This window comes from Flavobacterium sp. (assembly GCF_031423415.1).
Lineage (GTDB): Bacteria > Bacteroidota > Bacteroidia > Flavobacteriales > Flavobacteriaceae > Flavobacterium.
This window is the reverse complement of sequence record NZ_JANPFL010000124.1, coordinates 1-19,690: the sequence shown is the minus strand read 5'-3', so window position 1 is coordinate 19,690 and position 19,690 is coordinate 1. Positions and strand designations below refer to the sequence as shown.

General features: G+C 31.3%; 12 protein-coding genes. 10 read left to right on the top strand and 2 right to left on the bottom strand.

What is annotated here, in order from left to right; all coding sequences use genetic code 11:
* The first annotated feature begins 91 nt into the window (after window positions 1–91).
* From RMO83_RS11305 to RMO83_RS11265, 9 genes are all read left to right on the top strand, one after another.
* Entirely contained in the window at window positions 92–2,185 is a 2,094-nt protein-coding gene (locus RMO83_RS11305; RefSeq protein WP_310559795.1) for a VapE domain-containing protein, read from the top strand.
* Between the two features lie 549 nt (window positions 2,186–2,734).
* Complete coding sequence (locus RMO83_RS11300) at window positions 2,735–5,161, top strand: type I restriction-modification system subunit M (RefSeq protein WP_310559794.1); 2,427 nt, start codon at window positions 2,735–2,737, stop codon at window positions 5,159–5,161.
* A 194-nt stretch (window positions 5,162–5,355) separates the two neighbouring features.
* Window positions 5,356–6,039, top strand: coding sequence for an Abi family protein (locus RMO83_RS11295; RefSeq protein ID WP_310559793.1), 684 nt, complete (start codon window positions 5,356–5,358; stop codon window positions 6,037–6,039).
* Window positions 6,040–6,044: 5 nt separating this feature from the next.
* Window positions 6,045–7,262, top strand: coding sequence for a restriction endonuclease subunit S (locus tag RMO83_RS11290; protein ID WP_310559792.1), 1,218 nt, complete (start codon window positions 6,045–6,047; stop codon window positions 7,260–7,262).
* Entirely contained in the window at window positions 7,259–9,037 is a 1,779-nt protein-coding gene (locus tag RMO83_RS11285) for a DUF262 domain-containing protein (protein WP_310559791.1), read from the top strand. Before RMO83_RS11290 ends, RMO83_RS11285 begins: the two co-directional genes overlap by 4 nt.
* Window positions 9,038–9,041: 4 nt before the next feature.
* Window positions 9,042–11,552, top strand: a complete 2,511-nt coding sequence (locus RMO83_RS11280; protein ID WP_310559790.1) for a DUF262 domain-containing protein — start codon at window positions 9,042–9,044, stop codon at window positions 11,550–11,552.
* A 1-nt stretch (window position 11,553) separates the two neighbouring features.
* The gene (locus RMO83_RS11275; RefSeq protein ID WP_310559789.1) at window positions 11,554–14,586 is read left to right on the top strand and encodes a type I restriction endonuclease subunit R; all 3,033 of its coding nucleotides are present in this window, start codon (window positions 11,554–11,556) and stop codon (window positions 14,584–14,586) included.
* 1 nt (window position 14,587) lies between these two features.
* The gene (locus RMO83_RS11270) at window positions 14,588–15,304 is read left to right on the top strand and encodes a SprT family zinc-dependent metalloprotease (RefSeq protein ID WP_310559788.1); all 717 of its coding nucleotides are present in this window, start codon (window positions 14,588–14,590) and stop codon (window positions 15,302–15,304) included.
* A gap of 354 nt (window positions 15,305–15,658) precedes the next feature.
* Window positions 15,659–17,581 carry an AAA family ATPase gene (locus RMO83_RS11265; protein WP_310559787.1) on the top strand — a complete coding sequence of 641 codons (1,923 nt, stop codon included), beginning with the start codon at window positions 15,659–15,661 and terminating at the stop codon, window positions 17,579–17,581.
* Window positions 17,582–17,864: 283 nt separating this feature from the next.
* Here the strand turns inward: RMO83_RS11265 and RMO83_RS11260 are convergent, their stop codons facing one another.
* Window positions 17,865–18,128, bottom strand: a complete 264-nt coding sequence (locus tag RMO83_RS11260; RefSeq protein ID WP_310559786.1) for a hypothetical protein — start codon at window positions 18,126–18,128, stop codon at window positions 17,865–17,867.
* A gap of 439 nt (window positions 18,129–18,567) precedes the next feature.
* The gene (locus RMO83_RS11255) at window positions 18,568–18,855 is read right to left on the bottom strand and encodes a hypothetical protein (RefSeq protein ID WP_310559785.1); all 288 of its coding nucleotides are present in this window, start codon (window positions 18,853–18,855) and stop codon (window positions 18,568–18,570) included.
* Window positions 18,856–19,230: 375 nt separating this feature from the next.
* Between RMO83_RS11255 and RMO83_RS11250 the strand changes: the two genes are divergently transcribed.
* Window positions 19,231–19,653, top strand: coding sequence for a DUF6943 family protein (locus tag RMO83_RS11250; protein ID WP_310559784.1), 423 nt, complete (start codon window positions 19,231–19,233; stop codon window positions 19,651–19,653).
* Window positions 19,654–19,690: the final 37 nt, after the last annotated feature.

The window sequence follows — 19,690 nt, the reverse complement described above, 5'->3', positions numbered from 1 at the left end:
CGATTGTAATGGAACTTGTGAAGTTTGTGTCTGTAAGACAGGCACAAACTTAAAAACTATTCACTATTTACTAATCACTAATTACTCCTAAATGGTAACAATATTCAAGAATTTCAACGAAGTTGTAGAACACAAAACAATAGCAACAATTTTGGAGGAAATTAAAACCGGAAAGTACAAACCCGGCATAATTTACTTGCGTAAATCTTTATCTGAAAAAAAAGAAGAAGCATATAATAAAGCTAAAAAATCACTTCCGGCTTTTACACCTTCAGGTAAATTTGTTGGTGGTCGTAAATTAGAATTCCTAACCGAATATTCAAAGTTTATAATCTTAGATATCGACAAATTAAGTACAAATGATTTGCAAAAATCAAAAAGTATAGCTGCACAAAGTGAGTTTACTTATGCGTGTTTCATTAGTCCTTCTGGAAATGGTTTAAAAATTCTAGTAAAAATAGAAACTCCAAAAACGGAACACAAAGAAACGTTCCTAAAGGTTCAAGCTCATTATGAGAATATTTTAAAACTAGAAATCGACAAATCAGGCAAAGATTTAACGAGGTTATGCTTTTATTCCTGGGATGAAAATTTATACCTAAACGAAAACGCTTCTGTCTTTGCGAGTGAAACGAAGCAATCTTGTCAAACTGAACTCGTTTCAGTTTCTCCACTGCCAACCGAGACTGTGACTGCGACTGATTACGACGCTATTTACAACCACTGCGTAAATTTCACTGAAAAAAAAGTGCAATTCGTGAATGGTAGTCGCAACGTATTTGTACATCAATTAGCGTGTAACCTAAATCGAAAAGGCGTTTCTCTTCACGAAGCTCTAGGATATATTCTGACCGACTTTGGTTATGACGAAAAAGAAGTAACTCAAGCTGTAAACAGTGCTTACGGAAATAGTCACGAGTTTGGCAAAAATGAAAAATTTGAAACACCTTTTAAACCAAAAAAGGCAGCTAATTTTTCAATAACAGATACCACTGACGAAGACGACGAAGACAAACCAAAACCAACCCAAATTGACCGTTTAGAGTTGTTTTTATCAAACAAATATGTATTTCGGCACAATATCGTTTCTGGCAAATTAGAGTTCCAATATTTCGGTAAAAAGAAATGGAATGTGATGAATGATTTTATTGAAAATTCAATGCTTCGAGAGTGTTTAAAAGGTCGGATTAAAACAAACTTATCTTCATTACGAAACTTGCTTTATTCTGATTTTTGTGTGCTGTTCAATCCATTTGAAGATTACTTTTTTAATTTACCAACCTATGATGAAAAGACCGATTATATTACCGAATTAGCCAACACAATAACCACAACAAAACAAGACCTTTGGCAGCAATGTTTCAAGAAATGGCTAGTAGCAATGGTAGGCTGTGTTCTCGATGAAAAAGTAATCAATCACACGGTTATAGTCTTCAGTGGCAAACAAGGATTAGGAAAAACAACTTGGGTGGAGAAGCTCGTTCCAAAACCTTTAAAAGAATATCTATTTTCCGGAACCATAAACCCAAACAATAAAGATACTTTGGTACAACTAGCGGAATGTATGTTAATCAACTTGGACGAATTAGAAAACTTAAACCGTTCTGAAATAGGATCACTAAAAGAAATCATTACAAAAACCCAAATCAGAATGAGAAAAGCCTACGGACACAACAACGAAACAATGCCAAGACGCGCATCATTTGCCGGAAGTGTCAATACCGCACAATTTTTAAACGATAGTACAGGTAGCAGAAGGTTTCTTTGTTTCGAGTTAGAAGACATACAATACCAGCATAATGTTGATATTAATATGGCATTTTCACAAGCTTTGTTTCTATTTAAAAGTGGTTTTAGACATTGGTTTGACCAAGAAGAAATAAAATCCATAACGGAAAATAACGAACAATACCAACTAAGAAGCCCAGAGGAAGAATTACTTTTAACGTGGTTTGAACCTTGTGAAAGAGAAAATGCTAACGCGTTTCTCAACACTTCTCAAATTGCTTCAAAATTAGCTGAAAAGGCAAAAATAAACATTACCGACAGCACAATTAACAAACTAGGTAGAGCATTAAAAAAACACAATTTCCTAAAACTAAAAAAGAACGGAATATTTGTATATGCTTTAACTGAAAACAGTTGGGAAGAAGTCGATAATAGAAACAAAATAGCAGATGATTAAACCAAAATTATAACCTCTAAAAGCAGCTCATAAAACAGAGTTCAAAAGTGGAAACGTACCGTTTCCACTTTTTTTGCTTTTGGCTCATTCTATTACTTCAAATAACTTTATTTTCACAGGGTAAGATTGGTATGTTTTTTTCAGCACAAACATTTTTTATTTTATTTTTTCTACAAAAATCGGGCAACATCAGACCATTTCAAAGTATTTTAGTAAAGTAGTCGTTCTAGTTTACACCCAAACAGCCATATAAATCTGTTTTTTTTATACTCAAAAAACTATTTTTATTTTATTCAAAAAAAAGGTACCAATCCTACCCTAAATTTATTTTCACTCTTTTACATTCCGTTGCTTTTTCGTACTATTGTAAACGTTTTCAAAGTGCGAGAAAAATAACTCGCAATAACAATCCCTTTTATTGTGCTTTTTGAATTGTGCCTACACTGTAGACACAATTCAAATACAGTTTTATAAATCTGTAATTAGCTAATAATAAAGGATTAAGAAAGCATAATTTACACAAACAATAAAAATTACAATACCAAATAAATGGCAATCAAAAAATCAGAATTATACAGCTCTCTTTGGGAAAGTTGCAACCAGTTAAGATCTAAAGGCGGAATGGATGCTTCCCAATACAAAGATTATGTATTGACAATGCTTTTTGTGAAATATGTATCTGATAAATATGCAAACAAAACCAACAGCTTAATAGAAATTCCTCAAGGAGCAACTTTTGAAGATTTAGTAACATTAAAAGGGAAACCAGATATTGGAGAACAAATCAATAAAAAAATCCTAATACCACTTTTTGCAGCCAATGGATTAGAAGGTTCAATGGAATTAGTTGATTTTGATGATGATGATAAACTAGGTAGCGGAAACGATAAAATAGAATTGCTTTCGGGCTTAATTGCAATTTTTGAAAATCCTGCACTTAATTTCAAAAACAACCGTGCCGAAGACGATGATATTCTTGGCGATGCATACGAATTTTTGATGCGACACTTTGCAACAGAAAGCGGAAAGAGCAAAGGACAATTTTACACGCCATCGGAAGTATCTCGAATAATGGCTAAAATTATAGATGTTCACAAAGCCGATAAACCTTCATTTACAGTATATGATCCAACGTGTGGTTCGGGTTCACTATTATTAAAAGTAGTTGACGAAGCTCCAAAAGGGCTGACTATTTATGGTCAAGAAAAAGATAATGCAACTAAAGGTTTGGCTATTATGAATATGTGGCTACATGGTAACCCAGAAGCCAATATTCAAAGTAAAAACACAATAACATCGCCACAATTTAAAGAACAAGATAAATCATTAAGAAGATTTGATTTTGTAGTGGCAAATCCACCATTTTCAGTAAAAAATTGGAATAGTGGTATTTCAGCAATGAATGATGAATACAACCGTTTTCGTGGCTACGGAATTCCACCAGAAAAAAATGGAGATTATGCTTTCCTTCTTCACATTATAGCATCTTTAAAAAGCACAGGAAAAGGAGCAATTATTTTGCCTCACGGTGTATTGTTTAGAGGAAATGCCGAAGCCGAAATTCGTAAAAACATCATCGAAAGAAAATATATCAAAGGCATTGTTGGTTTACCTGCCAACTTGTTTTATGGTACTGGAATTCCTGCTTGTCTAATCGTGATTGACAAAGAAAACACCGAGAGCAGAAAGGGTATTTTTATGATTGATGCTTCCAAAGGATATATCAAAGACGGTAACAAAAACCGTTTAAGAGAACAAGACATTCACAAAATTGTGGATGTGTTTAACAATCAAAAAGAAACGGATAAGTTTGCAAGGTTCGTGACTTTTGAGGAAATAGAAAAAAACGAATACAATCTAAACATTCCTCGTTACATCGACACACAGGAAACCGAAGACATTCAAGACCTTTTTGCGCACTTAAATGGAGGAATTCCAAATCGTGACATAGCAGAACTAAAACCATTTTGGGAAGTATATCCCAATTTGCAAAAAGCACTATTCAAAAAGTATTCAGATAACTATGTACAACTAATCATTGACCATTCCGAAATAAAAGAAACTATATTTTCACACCCAGAGTTCAAGTCATACAGCGAACTACTCGAAAAAACTTATGATATTTGGAAAAACAAAATCTATACTTCATTAACCAGTATAACCAGTGAAACAGCACCCAAAAAATTCATAAATAAGCTTTCAGAAGCATTGTTAAATGACTACAAAGGCAAAGCATTAGTGGATAACTATACTATTTACCAACACCTTTTAGACTATTGGAACGAAACAATGAAAGATGATGTGTATATGGTCGTTGAAGATGGTTGGAATGCTAAAGTTCGCAGAGTTATTGAAAAAAATGCCAAAGGCAAAGAAGTAGACAAAGGTTGGACTTGCGATTTAATTCCAAAAGAGTTTGTAATCAATAGATACCTAACTAGAGAACAATTGGCAGTACAAATAAAACAAGCTGAATTAGAACTAACCCAAATAGAAATTACAGAAATCACTGAAGAGCATACAGGGGACGAAGGATTGCTTATCGATGCAACCAACGATAGTAACAAAATAACCAAAGCCACAGCAACAAAACTGATCAAAGAAATCAAGAAAGATCCAACCGAAAAAGAAACGGTTGTCTTACTTGAAAAAGTGTTATTGCTTTTAGAAAAAGAAACCCTTTTGAAAAAAGAAGTAAAAGTATTGGAAATCAAATTAGACGAACAAACACTAAAAAAATACCACGAGCTTACCCAAGCCGATGTAAAAACGTTGGTTGTTGATGACAAATGGTTAACAGCTATAAAAGCAAGTATACAAACAGAAATTGATGCTATTTCACAACGATTAACAGGCAGAGTAAAAGAACTGGCAGAACGCTATGAAAACACCTTAGACGAGCTAAACAAAAGCACGCAAGAGCAAGAACTGAAAGTAACTGCACATTTACAAAAAATGGGATTGGTATGGAATTAAAAAACAAAACCCGGAAACTTGAATTGCTTCAGCGGAAACCGGGAATAGTAATATGAAGAATTTTTAGAGTTAAAACTAAAAACGGTACTTTATAAAAAAACAGAACCCGGAGGTTTGAATTGCTTCAGGGACAACCGGGAATAAGATGATGCAAATATACAACGCATTTATGTAAAAAACAAATATTTTTTAAAATGATATATTCTGAATTCGAAAAAGTAATCACTCCTGCACGATTAGGAAGGTATAGAACCGCTTGTGGTGGAGATACTCGCAAGGCAATGACACTGTACCGTAAGAACCTAAAACTATCTCAAGAAATGTTTACGGTAGTAAGTTGTTTTGAAGTGGCTTTACGAAATGGGATCGACAGACATTACACAACAATTTATGGTAATAATTGGTTACGTACAGCAGCGGCACCAGGTGGTTTTTTTGACAATAATAAAACCAGAGTTACACAAGGATTGGTCAATAGTGCGGTTTCAGACCTCAATCATAACTATACACATTTCAAATTAATTGCAGAATTGGGATTTGGGTTCTGGAGATATATGTATTCTAGAAATCAATACAGGGTTGCAGGTAAAACATTATTAAGGGTTTTTCCATCCCGACCAAGTGCTTTAGCAGGAATTAGTTACAACAGTAACGATGTTTTCAATATACTGGTTCAAATCAACGACCTCCGCAACCGCATTGCACACCACGAACCTATTTGTTTTTTACCTGCACATTCTGTAAAAGACACGACCTATGCACGCCAACATTACAACCTGATTATTCAACTATTCCAGTGGATGCAAATAGACGAAGCAGCATTACTATATGGCATAGACCATATAAATACAATTTGTAACGAAATAGATGCTTTGTAAATATTATGGAATTAGTAAAAGAAAAGTATCAAAAAACAGAAATAGGTTTAATTTCAAGTGATTGGAAAGTTAAATCTTTAGGCGAATGCTTAATTAAAAACCCTGATTATGGTATAAATGCAGCATCTGTAAAATATAACGATACATTACCAACATATTTGAGAATAACAGATATTTCTGAAAGTGGTAAATATATTAGCCAAAATAAAGTTTCAGTTAATCATTCTTTATCAAGTTTATATTTTTTAGATGAAGAAGACATTGTGTTTGCGAGAACTGGAGCAAGCGTGGGAAAAACATATTTATATAAAAAAAGTGATGGTAAATTAGTTTTTGCAGGTTTCTTGATAAGAGCTAAAGTAAATTCTAAAATATTGAATTATCAATATTTATACTATTTAACACAAACAAAATATTACTGGTCTTGGGTACTGACAAATTCAATGCGAAGCGGACAACCTGGAATTAATAGTAATGAAATTAAATTACTACCAATTCCATTACCGCCAACACTTCAAGAACAAACAATAATAGCATCAGCAATTTCAAACGCTGATACTTGGATAACTAATCTCGAAAACCTATTAACCAAAAAACGCCAAATAAAACAAGGTGCTTTACAAGAATTACTAAAACCAAAAAAAGGTTGGGTAGTGAAGAAGTTAGGAGAAGTTGGAGAATGTATTATTGGTTTAACATATAGTCCAGATAATGTTACTAGTGAAGGTAAATTGGTTTTAAGATCATCAAATGTAAAAGATAATAAACTGGTTTATAGTGATACTGTTTTTGTAAATGTAGAAGTGTCGGAAAAATTAATTACTCGAAAAGGCGATATTCTAATTTGCGTAAGAAATGGCAGCCGTAACCTAATAGGAAAATGTGCTTATATTGATGGTCGTGGTGTTGGCGAAACATTCGGAGCATTTATGTCTGTATTTCGTTCTAATTATAACGCCTATATTTTTCAAGTTTTTCAATCCAATATTATCAAAAAACAGATAGAAGAACATTTGGGAGCAACCATAAATCAAATCACAAACAAGAGTTTAAATTCTTTTCAAATTCCTTTTCCAACAATCAAAGAGCAAGAATATATTGTTGCCATTTTAAGTGATATGGATGCAGAAATAGAGCAGCTAGAAACGAAACTAGAAAAAGCTAAAAAAGTAAAACAAGGAATGATGCAGGAGCTGTTAACTGGTAAAACACGATTGGTATGAGTGAAAATAAGTTAGTATTAAAATCTATCAATGACCTCTTGGGTAGTAAATTCTATATCCCATCTTATCAACGTGGTTACAGATGGAAAAACCAGCAAGTAAAAGCACTACTAAATGACATTTGGGATTTTAGAAATAGCAACCCAAAAACCGATGAGTTTTATTGTTTGCAACCTGTGGTGGTAACCAAAACAGAAAATATCGACGGAAATCCCTGGGAACTTATTGATGGGCAACAACGTCTTACAACTATTTACATCATTCTAAGTTATTTTAACAAACGATTAGCAGAAGACAGTAAAGGTCCAATTTTTTCGTTAGAATACGCCACAAGAGAGAATAGTAAAAGCTTTTTACTAGACATAAAAAAAGAAGATAAAGACGAAAATATAGATTACTATTTTATATATGAAGCTTTTGAAACTATAAAGACTTGGTTTTCAGACAAAATCAATTTTATAGGTAATTTCGAAAGTGTTTTATTAAACAACACTAAAGTAATTTGGTACGAAGTTGATGACGAAAGTACTAATACTATAGATATTTTCACAAGGATAAACGATGGTAAAATTCCATTAACAAATGCCGAATTGGTAAAAGCTTTGTTTTTGCAAAAGGACAATTTTGAAACAAAGCACGATTTAAAACAATTGCAAATAGCATCAGAATGGGATCAAATTGAAAAAAAATTACAAAACAATTCTTTTTGGTATTTTATATACAGCTCTAAAAATGAGATAAAATATGAAAACCGTATTGAGTATATTTTTGATTTAATGTATGATAAGAAAAAAGATAACGAAGATTATTTTACATTCAACAAGTTTCAAAATAGTTTTAAAGAAAGTATAACCAATAATAAAGGAAAACTCAACATCGATAGTTTGTGGTTAAACGTAAAAAAATATTTTCTTACGCTTGAAGAATGGTATAACAACAGAGATTTATACCATTTAATTGGTTTTTTAATAGAATACAATACGGATATCAATACCTTGAAAAAGGCATCAGACACGCAAACAAAACTGTTGTTCAAAAAGCATTTAAAAGACCTTGTCAAATTAAAATTAGCGAATATTCAGCTAGAAGAATTAGATTATGGTAGCAGCAATAAAGAAATAAAAATGGTTTTATTGCTTTTTAATATCCAAACTATCATTTCAACAGTCGAAGCAGATATGCGTTTTCCATTCGATAAATACAAATCTCAAAATTGGGATATCGAACACATAAACTCACAAGCAGATAGAACTATAAATCCAGTAGACAGAAAATCTTGGGCATTAGACCTTGTAGAATTTTATACGGGTATAAACGGGTATTCGGATACGCTAGTGAATACGCTCACATTAAAAGAAATACAACTCGAAAAAATAGAAACATTGCTAACAGATACAAAAGACATCTGTAAAAAGCTAATCAAAATTTTAGATGCAGATAAAGTAAGCGATGAATTATTTCAGTCAGTTTATGACCATATAATTAACTTACATTCTGTAAAAGATTTTGTTGATAATGACAACATATCTAACTTGGCATTATTGGATGAAGAAACAAACAGAGGGTATGGAAATGCTATGTTTTTTATTAAAAGGAAAAAAATAATAGAAAATGACAAGCAGGGAATATTTGTGCCTATTTGTACAAAAAATGTGTTCCTGAAATATTACACAAAGCATTCTGACAACAACTTAAATTGGACACAAAATGATGCAAATGATTATCTAGAAACAATGAAAGAAGTTTTGAAAAATTATTTGACCAAAAAAGTATAGAAAAATGAGTACATCCGAAAAGAATTTAGAAGGCAAAAGACTATCGTTTTATCAATTATTTACAAATAAAAAGTACAGTCTTGAAATACCGATTATTCAGCGAGACTATGCACAAGGAAGAAAATCATCTTTTGAGGTCAGAGAATTATTTTTACAAGCGTTGTTTGAATACCTCGATGAAGATATACCCAACAGAGATTTAGATTTTGTTTATGGTAGTGCAGAGTTAGAAAAAGAGGTTGAAAAGTTCATTCCATTAGATGGTCAGCAGCGTTTAACTACTTTGTTTCTATTACACTGGTATCTATCTATACTTTCAGATAATTTTAACGAGTTTATAGAAGTAATTTCATTTGAAAACAAATCAAAGTTTACTTATTTAACAAGAACAAGTTCGTCAGAGTTTTGCGATGCTTTGCTAAACAATAAAATAGATTTTGACAAATTATTAAGCTCAGATAAAAATGCTAAAAATAGTTTGTCAAAAACTATAAAAGATTGTGGCTGGTTTTTCCTTTCGTGGGAGAATGACCCAACAATTCAATCAATGCTTACAATGATTGATGCTATTCACGAAAAATTCAGTAAAAGCAAACATTTTTATGATAGATTGGTAAATGTAAATAATCCAATAATTACATTTTTATATCTTGATCTTGGTGAGTTTAACTTGACAGAGGATTTATATATAAAAATGAATTCGAGAGGTAAGACCTTAACTAAATATGAAAATTTTAAAGCCAAATTTGAACAACACATTGGTGCTCAAAAATGGGAAATTGACAAACCATATAAATTAACGTTCAATAAAATCAATAAACCGGTAACTACCAAAGAATATTTTTCTTTTAAAATTGATACTTCTTGGGCTAATCTTTTTTGGAATTATCGAAAGTTAAAGGGAGATCCTAACACTTATGATGATGAGTTGATGAATTTTATTAGAGTAATTGTTACAAATCAAAACGCTATAGATTGTGATGCAAATTCATTAGATACGTTAGAGTATTTATTGGGAACTTTTACAGCAAGAAAGCAAGCAGATTATTCTGATAATATTTCATTTTACAAATACCAAAGCTTTAAAGTGTTATCAAAAAAAATGATTAACTATTTAATCGCTGCATTAGATGCACTAGAAAACGGAAATAATAAAGTCAAAAAACTACTTGATAATTCTTTTTATTTCGACGAAAATAAATTCTTTGAAAAGGCATTATCATTTGATTTTAAGTTGCCAGAAATTGTGCAATTTCATTCGTATTTAAAATTTCTGATTGTAAACAAGAATGATAAATCTGGATTACATCAATGGATGCGAGTAGTTTATAATTTAACTGAAAACACTAACATTGATGGTGCTGCCGAAGTACAGAATGCAATAAAATCAATTGAAAAATTATTACCTCACAGTAATGATATTATAAACTTTCTAGTTTCAAGAAGTAAAAAAATTGATTTCTTTTATGGAAGACAAGTTCAAGAAGAGCAAATAAAAGCCATAATTATAAAAAAATCAGAACTTTGGAAAAACGAAATTGAAACTATTGAGCAGAACTCATATTTTTCTGGTCAAATTAGTTTTGTTTTAGAATATTCAGGAATTTTAGATTATTACGAAACTACAAATGACTTAAATTGGACAGTTGATCAAGATTTGGATTTCTTTAATTCATTTAAAAAATATTCAAATAAATCAAAAACACTTTTTGATATACTAGGAACAGAAACAAATAAAGATTTTCATTTGGAAAGAGCTGTTTTGACAAAAGGAGATTATTTAATTTCTACCACTTACAATCGATATAATTTTTTAAGTACTAAAAAAAACCCAAGAGATTATAGCTGGAAACGATTATTAAGATTGCCACCGTTAACAGCAAACGAGCCAGAAAAAACAGATTGGAAGAACAAAAGAAGTTATGTAAAACTGGTCCTTGATGATGAAAAATTTTCTAATAGCGATATAAAAAAATCATTAAAAGATATTTGTAAAAATGTACCTGATGATTGGAGAAAACAATTTGTTGAAAATGCCAATTTAATAAGATATTGTTCTCAAGGTTTTATTAGTTTTTATTCTGATGATGATATAAAGCTTTTGATGCACAAGCAGCTCAACCATCGTCATAGGGAAATGTTTACATACAACCTTTACCATAAATATTTCCAAAATCAGGAAGTAAATTTTCTACCTTTTACCAAAATTTATCAACACGAAATAAAAAGTAGTGACGATTATTCCGGCCTAGTATTAAAAGAATGGTGTCATAATAAAATTTATTACCAATTGGAAATATATAAGATAACTGATAAGAATAAATATGATTTATATTTTTTAAAGTCAAAAGGAGATAGAAATATTGAAAATTACGGTACCGATGTAAAAACTGTTTTAGCAGATAATAAAATTAATTTTGATGCAGATAATAAATATTTTACGGCTTCTAAATTTACAGAAACTAGTTTAATTTCCACTTTAAAAAAGATTTGTACAGAATTTAATAAGTTATAATATGAATAATATAGGCAAATCAGAACGTGAAAGTCAAAACAGAATTATTCAACTTTTTAAAAATGAGTTGCAATACACCTATTTAGGAAATTGGGAAGAGAAACCAAGATCGCTGCCTATAGAGGAAAATTTGCTATTAGACTTTCTGATTAATTCACAAGGATATTCAACAATTGTTGCTAATAAAGCCGTTTTGGAATTAGTCAAAGCAGCAACAAATGTTTCTAGCGGTCTATATGATGCCAATAAAGAAGTCTATAAATTACTTCGTTATGGCGTAGCAGTCCGAGAAGAATTAGGAGAACAAAAAGAACGAGCTTGGTTTATCAATTGGGCAGCACCTCACAAAAATAATTTTGCAATAGCCGAAGAAGTTACTGTAACAGGACAGCACTCAAAAAGACCTGATATTGTTATTTATGTAAATGGAATTGCATTAGGAATTATAGAATTAAAAAACAGCCGTAAAGGTGTTGAATGGGGTATTCGTCAGAACTTGGACAATCAAAAACCAATGTTTATCCAGAAGTTTTTTTCCACAATGCAATACGTTTTAGCAGGAAATGATACACAAGGCTTACGTTACGGAACCATTGAAACTACCGAAAAATACTATTTGCAGTGGAAAGAAGAAACAGGTAAAAAATTTGAATACGCCATAGACAAACATTTGTATTTGATGTGTCAGAAAGCCCGTTTTCTCGAACTGATACACGATTTTGTTGTATTCGACAAAGGCACAAAAAAACTATGTCGTCCAAATCAATTTTTTGGTATCAAGGCAGCACATAAAAATGTTCATTCTAAACAAGGCGGCATCATTTGGCATACACAAGGAAGTGGAAAAAGCTTAACAATGGTATGGCTTACCAAATGGATTAGAGAAAATATTGACAACAGTAGAATTCTTATCATAACAGACCGTGAAGAGCTTGACGACCAAATAGAAAAACTTTTTTTAGGTGTTGAAGAAAATATATATAGAACAAAAAGCGGTAAGGATTTAATCAGTAAATTGAACAATACCAGTCCTTGGTTAATTGCTAGTTTAGTGCACAAATTTGGTAGAAATTCAGAAGAAGGAGATTTTGACGGCTATATCGAAGAATTAAAAAAGAGTTTACCTTCTGATTTTAGAGCCAAAGGAAATATCTATGTTTTTGTAGATGAATGCCATAGAACACAATCAGGAAAATTGCACGATGCAATGAAATTATTGTTACCAGAGGCGCTATTCATTGGTTTTACAGGAACGCCATTACTCAAAAAAGACAAACAAAAAAGTATAGAAGTTTTCGGACCATACATTGGCGAACCCTATAAATTTGATGAAGCAGTTGCTGATGGTGTAGTGTTGGATTTATTATATGAAGCTCGTGATGTAGAACAATTTGTAACTGACCAACAAAGTATAGACGATTGGTTTGATGCAGAAACAAAAGGTTTAACAGACAGTGCCAAAATAGATCTAAAAAGAAAATGGGGAACAATGCAAAAAGTATTGGGTTCTAAATCTCGATTAGAAAAAATAGTATTTGATATAGTTAAAGATTTCAAAATAAAACCAAGATTATCAACTGGAGAAGGAAATGCAATGTTGGTATCTAGTAGTGTGTACAATGCTTGTAAATATTATGAGATTTTTCAAAATGCAGGTTTCAAAGAATGTGCAATTATAACTTCTTATAATCCACATCACGGAGATACAAAAGGCGAAGAAACCGGAGAAAGTACACCAACAGAAAAATTATTGAAATACGAAGTCTATCAAAAAATGTTGAATGGAAAAACAACAGAAGATTTTGAAGACCAAGCAAAAACGCAGTTCATAAAAGAACCTGCTAAAATGAAATTGTTGATTGTTGTAGATAAGCTTTTAACTGGCTTTGATGCGCCATCAGCTACTTATCTTTATATTGACAAATCAATGCAAGACCACGGCTTATTTCAAGCTATTTGCCGTGTAAATCGTGTAGATAACGAAGACAAGGAATACGGGTATATTGTAGATTATAAAGATTTATTCAAAAGTTTACAACGATCAATTACAGATTACACTTCAGGAGCATTCGACGAATATGATTTAGACGATGTAAAAGGATTATTGTCCGACAGATACGAAGTAAGCAAAGACCGATTAGAAAATGCTTTAGAAACAGTCATTGCATTGTGCGAACCTGTCCATCCACAAGACGAACCAAGTTTTATAAGATATTTTTGTGGCAATACCGAAAATCCAGAAGATATTAAAGAAACAGAAGAACGAAGAGTAACACTTTATAAATCAGTAGTGGCATTAATCAGAGCGTATGCAAATATTGCTAACGAAATGCACAAAATCGGTTATACAGAACAAGAAGCTGAGAAAATAAAGCTACAAGTACAATTCTATTCTGACCTTCGAGAAACCATAAAACAAGCAAGTGGTGATTATGTAGATTTAAAAAGATTTGAACCAGGAATGCGCCAATTAATGGATATGTATTTAGATGCAAAAAGCAGTAAAAAAATATCCGACTTTGAAAATAAATCCCTAGTTGATTTAATATTACACGTTAGTGAACCACCAGAACCTTATGGAAATAAAAGAAGTAAGGAAGCTGTTGCCGAAACGATTGAAAACAATGTAAGAAAGGTTATAATTGAAGAAACACAGACCAATCCCAAGTATTATGAAAAAATGTCTAAGTTGTTAGATGAACTCATAAAACAACGTAAGGAAGAAACAATTGCATATCAGGAATATTTAGAAAAAATCAAACAATTAGCTAGTGATGTTTCTAATCCAATGGGTAAAACCGATTATCCAATATCTTTAAATTCAATTGCAAAAAGAAACTTATTTGATAATTTAAATAATGATGAAATCCTCGCTTTAGCGATTGATAACGTAATCAAAAGTAACAAACTTGACGGCTGGAGAGATGGAGGTTTAAAAGAAAAGAAACTGCGTATTGCTATCAATGAAATTATAAAAGACGATAGTAAAACAGAAGAACTGATGCAAATAGTAAAAGCTCAAAATGAATATTAATATGGAAAAGATTTCTGTAGCTAATCTTACTATTGATATTGTCCGTAAAGACATCAAGAATATGCACTTGGCAGTTTATCCCCCAATGGGTAGAATTCGGTTGTCTGCACCAGAGAAAACGGATAGCGAAGTAATGCGTTTATTCGCTATTTCTAAAATTGGGTGGATAAAAAAGCACATAAAAAACTTCAATACTCAACCAAGAGAAACGCCAAGAGAATTTATTTCAGGAGAAAGCCATTATTTATTTGGCAAAAGATATATGTTGAATGTTATTGAGCATAAAGGTTTTAACAAAGTAGAAATAAAAGGAACAAAAACAATTCATCTTTTCGTTAGACCAAACACTTCAACAGAAGACAAAGGGCGAATTATGAGAGAATGGCATCGCAATCAATTAAAAAAGGTCATTCCGGAATTAATTACTAAATTGGAAAATTTAATTGGTGTCAAAACAAACGATTGGGGTGTAAAGCAAATGAGAACCAAGTGGGGTACTTGTAACATTGATGAAAAGAGAATTTGGCTTAATTTGGAGTTGTCAAAAAAACCAATCATTTGTCTAGAATATATAATTGTACACGAATTAATTCATTTATTGGAGAGAAATCACAACGATAAATTCATTGGGTATATGAACCAATTTTTACCAAAATGGAGATTGTACAAAGAAGAATTAAACAATTTACCAGTATCTCATAACGATTGGGGATATTAATAGTAGTGTAATTTTATAAATAATTTATCAAATTCAAGAAACAATGATTTTATTATAGCCATTATCTCATTCATCTGCACAAAACTTTCGTTTAGTCCAAGTATTCCTAAACTCAAGTCTTTGTTTGCTTCATTTCGCTAATAACTATAGTAATTAAATTGCGTAATATATTTACAAAAACAATAATGTGATGAATGATTACTAAAATGAAACAAAGTTTACTTTGGGAATATTTTTTTACAAACGTTGACAAAATAATAAATGTTAAAGTATAGAAATCAAATATTAATAATGATATTTGATAATTGTGTTTAATTATAACAAATTAATAATTATTAACTTAAAGATAAAAAGATGCCGAAAATTAAATTAACTCAAGTTACAATTGATAAATATAAAAGTATTCAAAACCAACAAATTGTTGATATAGATAAAGATATAACTACCATAGTCGGGATGAATGAAGCAGGCAAAACTTCGTTTTTAACAGCAATTGCAAAAACAAACTATTTTACATCAGATAGTGATTTTGAATTTGATATTACTCAAGACTTTCCAAGAAATGAGCTTATTGATTTTCAACATAGTGAAGAAGATTGTAACATAATAAAATGTAAATATGAAATTTCAAATGAGTTTATAAACGAAATAGAAGCTGAATTCGGTAAAGATGTTTATGTAAATAAAGAGTTTAGCTATACTTGTCACTATAAAGCCAAATCGAATACTTTCGAAGGAATTTCAACTAATTTAAAAAAATATTTAGAATTAAAGGTTGACGGATATTCTTTGTCATTAGAAACAAAAAACTTAATTAGAAAAACCATTTCTTTAAAAGAGATTGAAAATATTGTAGGTTTAGCTGACGATGAAGATTTACTTGTATTTAAAAAAGATATTAAAAAAATAGTTGATGGTGCATACCCTACTTGGGAGAATGAACTCTCTGGTTATATAGCACAGAAATGGATAAAACCTAATATGCCTAAATTTTGGTATTTTGATGACTATTATCCTTTAAGTGGCAAAATAAACATAAATAAACTTATCAATCAACCGCCTACAAATGAAAGGGATAAAACTTCAAAGGCACTTTTTGAACTAGCTAGAATTAAACCAGAAGAAATATTAAATGCAACTGAACAGGAATATGAAAAATATATTGCACTATTAGAAGCTTCATCGAATAAGATAACAAACGAAATATTTAAATATTGGTCAACAAATCAAAATCTTGATATAGAATTCAGAATAGAAAATACAACTGTTAATGGTACACCAGAAAAAATTCTTGATATCAGGGTAAAAAGCCAACGCCATAAAATTACATTGCCGTTAGATAGGAGAAGTAAAGGGTTTAATTGGTTCTTTTCATTTATTATTTGGTTCAGTAAAATTCAGGCTGACAAAAATTCAGATTATATTTTACTACTAGACGAACCAGGTTTAAATCTTCACGCTTCAGCCCAAGCTGATTTACTTCGTTTCTTTGACGACCTTTCTAAAAAATATCAAATTATTTATACAACACATTCACCATTTATGGTTGAGACAGAACATTTAAATAGAGTTAGAACTTGTTTTGAAACTGACGGAGGAACAGTTATTTCAGACACAATTCAAGAAAAAGATCCAAATACTTTATTTCCATTACAAGCAGCTTTAGGTTATGATATTGCACAAAACCTTTTTGTATCAAAGAACAATTTACTTGTTGAAGGACCTGCGGATTTAATATATTTAACTGTGCTTTCCACTATTCTTGAAACGGAAAAAAGAACTTGTTTGAAAGATAACATTACAATTGTTCCAGTTGGGGGATTAGACAAAGTTTCGACATTCATATCTCTGTTAAGAGGATCAAAACTAAATGTTGCTTGTCTTCTAGATACATTTACTGACCAAAAAGGAAAACAAAAAGTTGATGATTTAATTAGACATAAAATAATAAAGGAAAAGCATATTCGCTTTTTTAATGAGTTTGCAGATAATGGAAAAACAACTGCTGATATAGAGGATTTATTTGATAAAAAGGAATATATAAAATTATTTAATTCTGCTTTCGAAAATGAGTATGCAGAAATTAAATTAACAGAACTTGATGCTAATTTAGACACAATTCTTAAACAAATTAATAAGATAATTGGTAAAGATAGATTTAATCATTATCGTCCAGCTAATAAACTAAATCAATTGGGAGTTGATAAAAAGTATTTTTCGCCGAAAACATTGGATAAATTTGAAAAAATGTTTTTAGAAATAAATAAGTTATTCTAAAATGATAATTTGATAAGATGCCTTCCTTTCTAATTTTAATATATGATTACTGATTTTATACTTATTTATAAAATCAGTAATCAATTTTTAAATTAAACTACCAAAAATTCGGTTGTAAAAGAACGTTTTACAATTCAAAGGGCACTCCTTTGCCAACGCTCCAAAAAAAATTACTGTCACAGTTTTTGGAACAAAAACACGTACGCTTCGCAACTTGCGCCAGTAATTTTTTTCCCCAAGCTGTGTTACATAATTGAGTATTATAGTTCATTACAAAGGGTTGTTATTGTTTTTTTGGTTTTTGCAATGAAGCTATAATATCATTTATGTAAAACAGCCGCCACACCCAACGCGCTTGCCAGTGGCTCCAGGACAGCTTTTTTAATTGCTTCCTCGCACCAGCCGGCAATAAAAAAAGCTGTCCTTCGCCACTGTCTTTAAGAACCTTCGCCATTTCATAGGAAAATTTACGGTTGTAATTACTTTCAAGAACGTTCACGGTAACTGTTTTTAGCAACTTTGTGTTTAAATCGGTAAGTATTTGCATTGCTTTTGTAAGTGTTGTAAAATGCTAATCAACTCTATTTCTAAATTTCACGATATAGGAATAAGCATTTTTCAACACCCACAAAATCAAGAGAAGCCAGCAAGAGTATCATTTCTTTATTTGCCAGAAAATCCCAAGTAATTGCTTCAGCGGAAAAGCCGATGCCATACCGTTCCTAATAATATGTATTTAAAGCTTGAAGCATTATCTTTCTTTCAAATCTATGGCATCAACTTTTCCACAAAAGCAATCAGAAACATCCCAGTCAGCAAATAAAAAAATGATACACTTGCACGCGCTACTGCACCGTCGCACTTGGTATTATATTGCATTGTTTTTTGAAGATGCTTTCCATTTTCAGTACAACATTCCATTTAAATTGAAACTTCTCATTTCATAAGACGATTAAGCATCCTCAAAAATCAAATCCAAGAAATGGTCACCAAGAACAATTCCAAAAAAAAAGACCATTACGTTTGACCAATAAAAAACAATAAACACTTGCAAACGAAAGAGTATAAAATTCTCTGGCCGGATGAAAAGCATTTTTATTTTTTGATTTGGTTTTTTCATCCATCCAAAGAATTTGATACCCTTTCCGAAGACGACCATCTTTCAAATCAACTCCCAATCCTTCTGATAAAATCCGATTAAACAAGAACATTCCGATTGGAAATAGCCAACTAAAAAAACACAATTCCGATTTTATTGAAATGGCTATTCTCAATCACCTTTAAAAAAACAATAAAAACTTCGATTGAATATTCAAAACAAAAAATAAAAAAAAAGAGAGCAAAGATAAGTTCCAGGTATTCAGAAAAAAAAGTTCAAGCCCTACGGGTTTTAAAAAAAATCTCCACCCATAACGGTTCGCATCAAAACCCATTTCCGATTTCACGCTCATCCTTCCGAAGATGTATAGGGTAGTATTTTTTTTAAAAAACTTTTTTATCTGAAACCTTCCACTTGCACAGACGGCTTTCTTTTTTTCTTTTTTTTCTTTTGAAAAATTTTATAGGTCGAGCGTAGCGAGGCACACCTGCATTTCAAGAGAAAATCCGCGAAAAATTGAAAATATAATCAATTTTTAAAGCCGAATGTTATGCCGAATTTTATCATCAAAACCCACCGAGTTGGAACGATTTACTCAAAACCTCATTTATTCCTACTTAACAAAGGGATGAACAGCGGAAAGCCACAAAAAGATCCATTTACTAACAGTTTTGTTATCATTTTTCAAAACGAGGAGGACTGCGAAAGCCTTTTTTTCATTGCTTATAGTTTATGGCAAACAAAATTTTGGCATCAGCATTTAGTAGGTTCAGTAATTCCGTTTTTACGTCTAAATGATTTTAAAAAAGAATTCAATCCACAATCTAGATTGATGATGGTGGAACACGAGCAGCACCAAAAAAATGTTGCAGCTCTCAAACTTTTGGAGAAAAAAGAAAAGCAATATAAAGAGGATATGATGCTTATAAATGACCTTCGTAGAGCCATTTTATACCGTTACCATAGAAAATAAAACAATCCTGGTCCAAAAGGACTAGGATTGTTTGCTC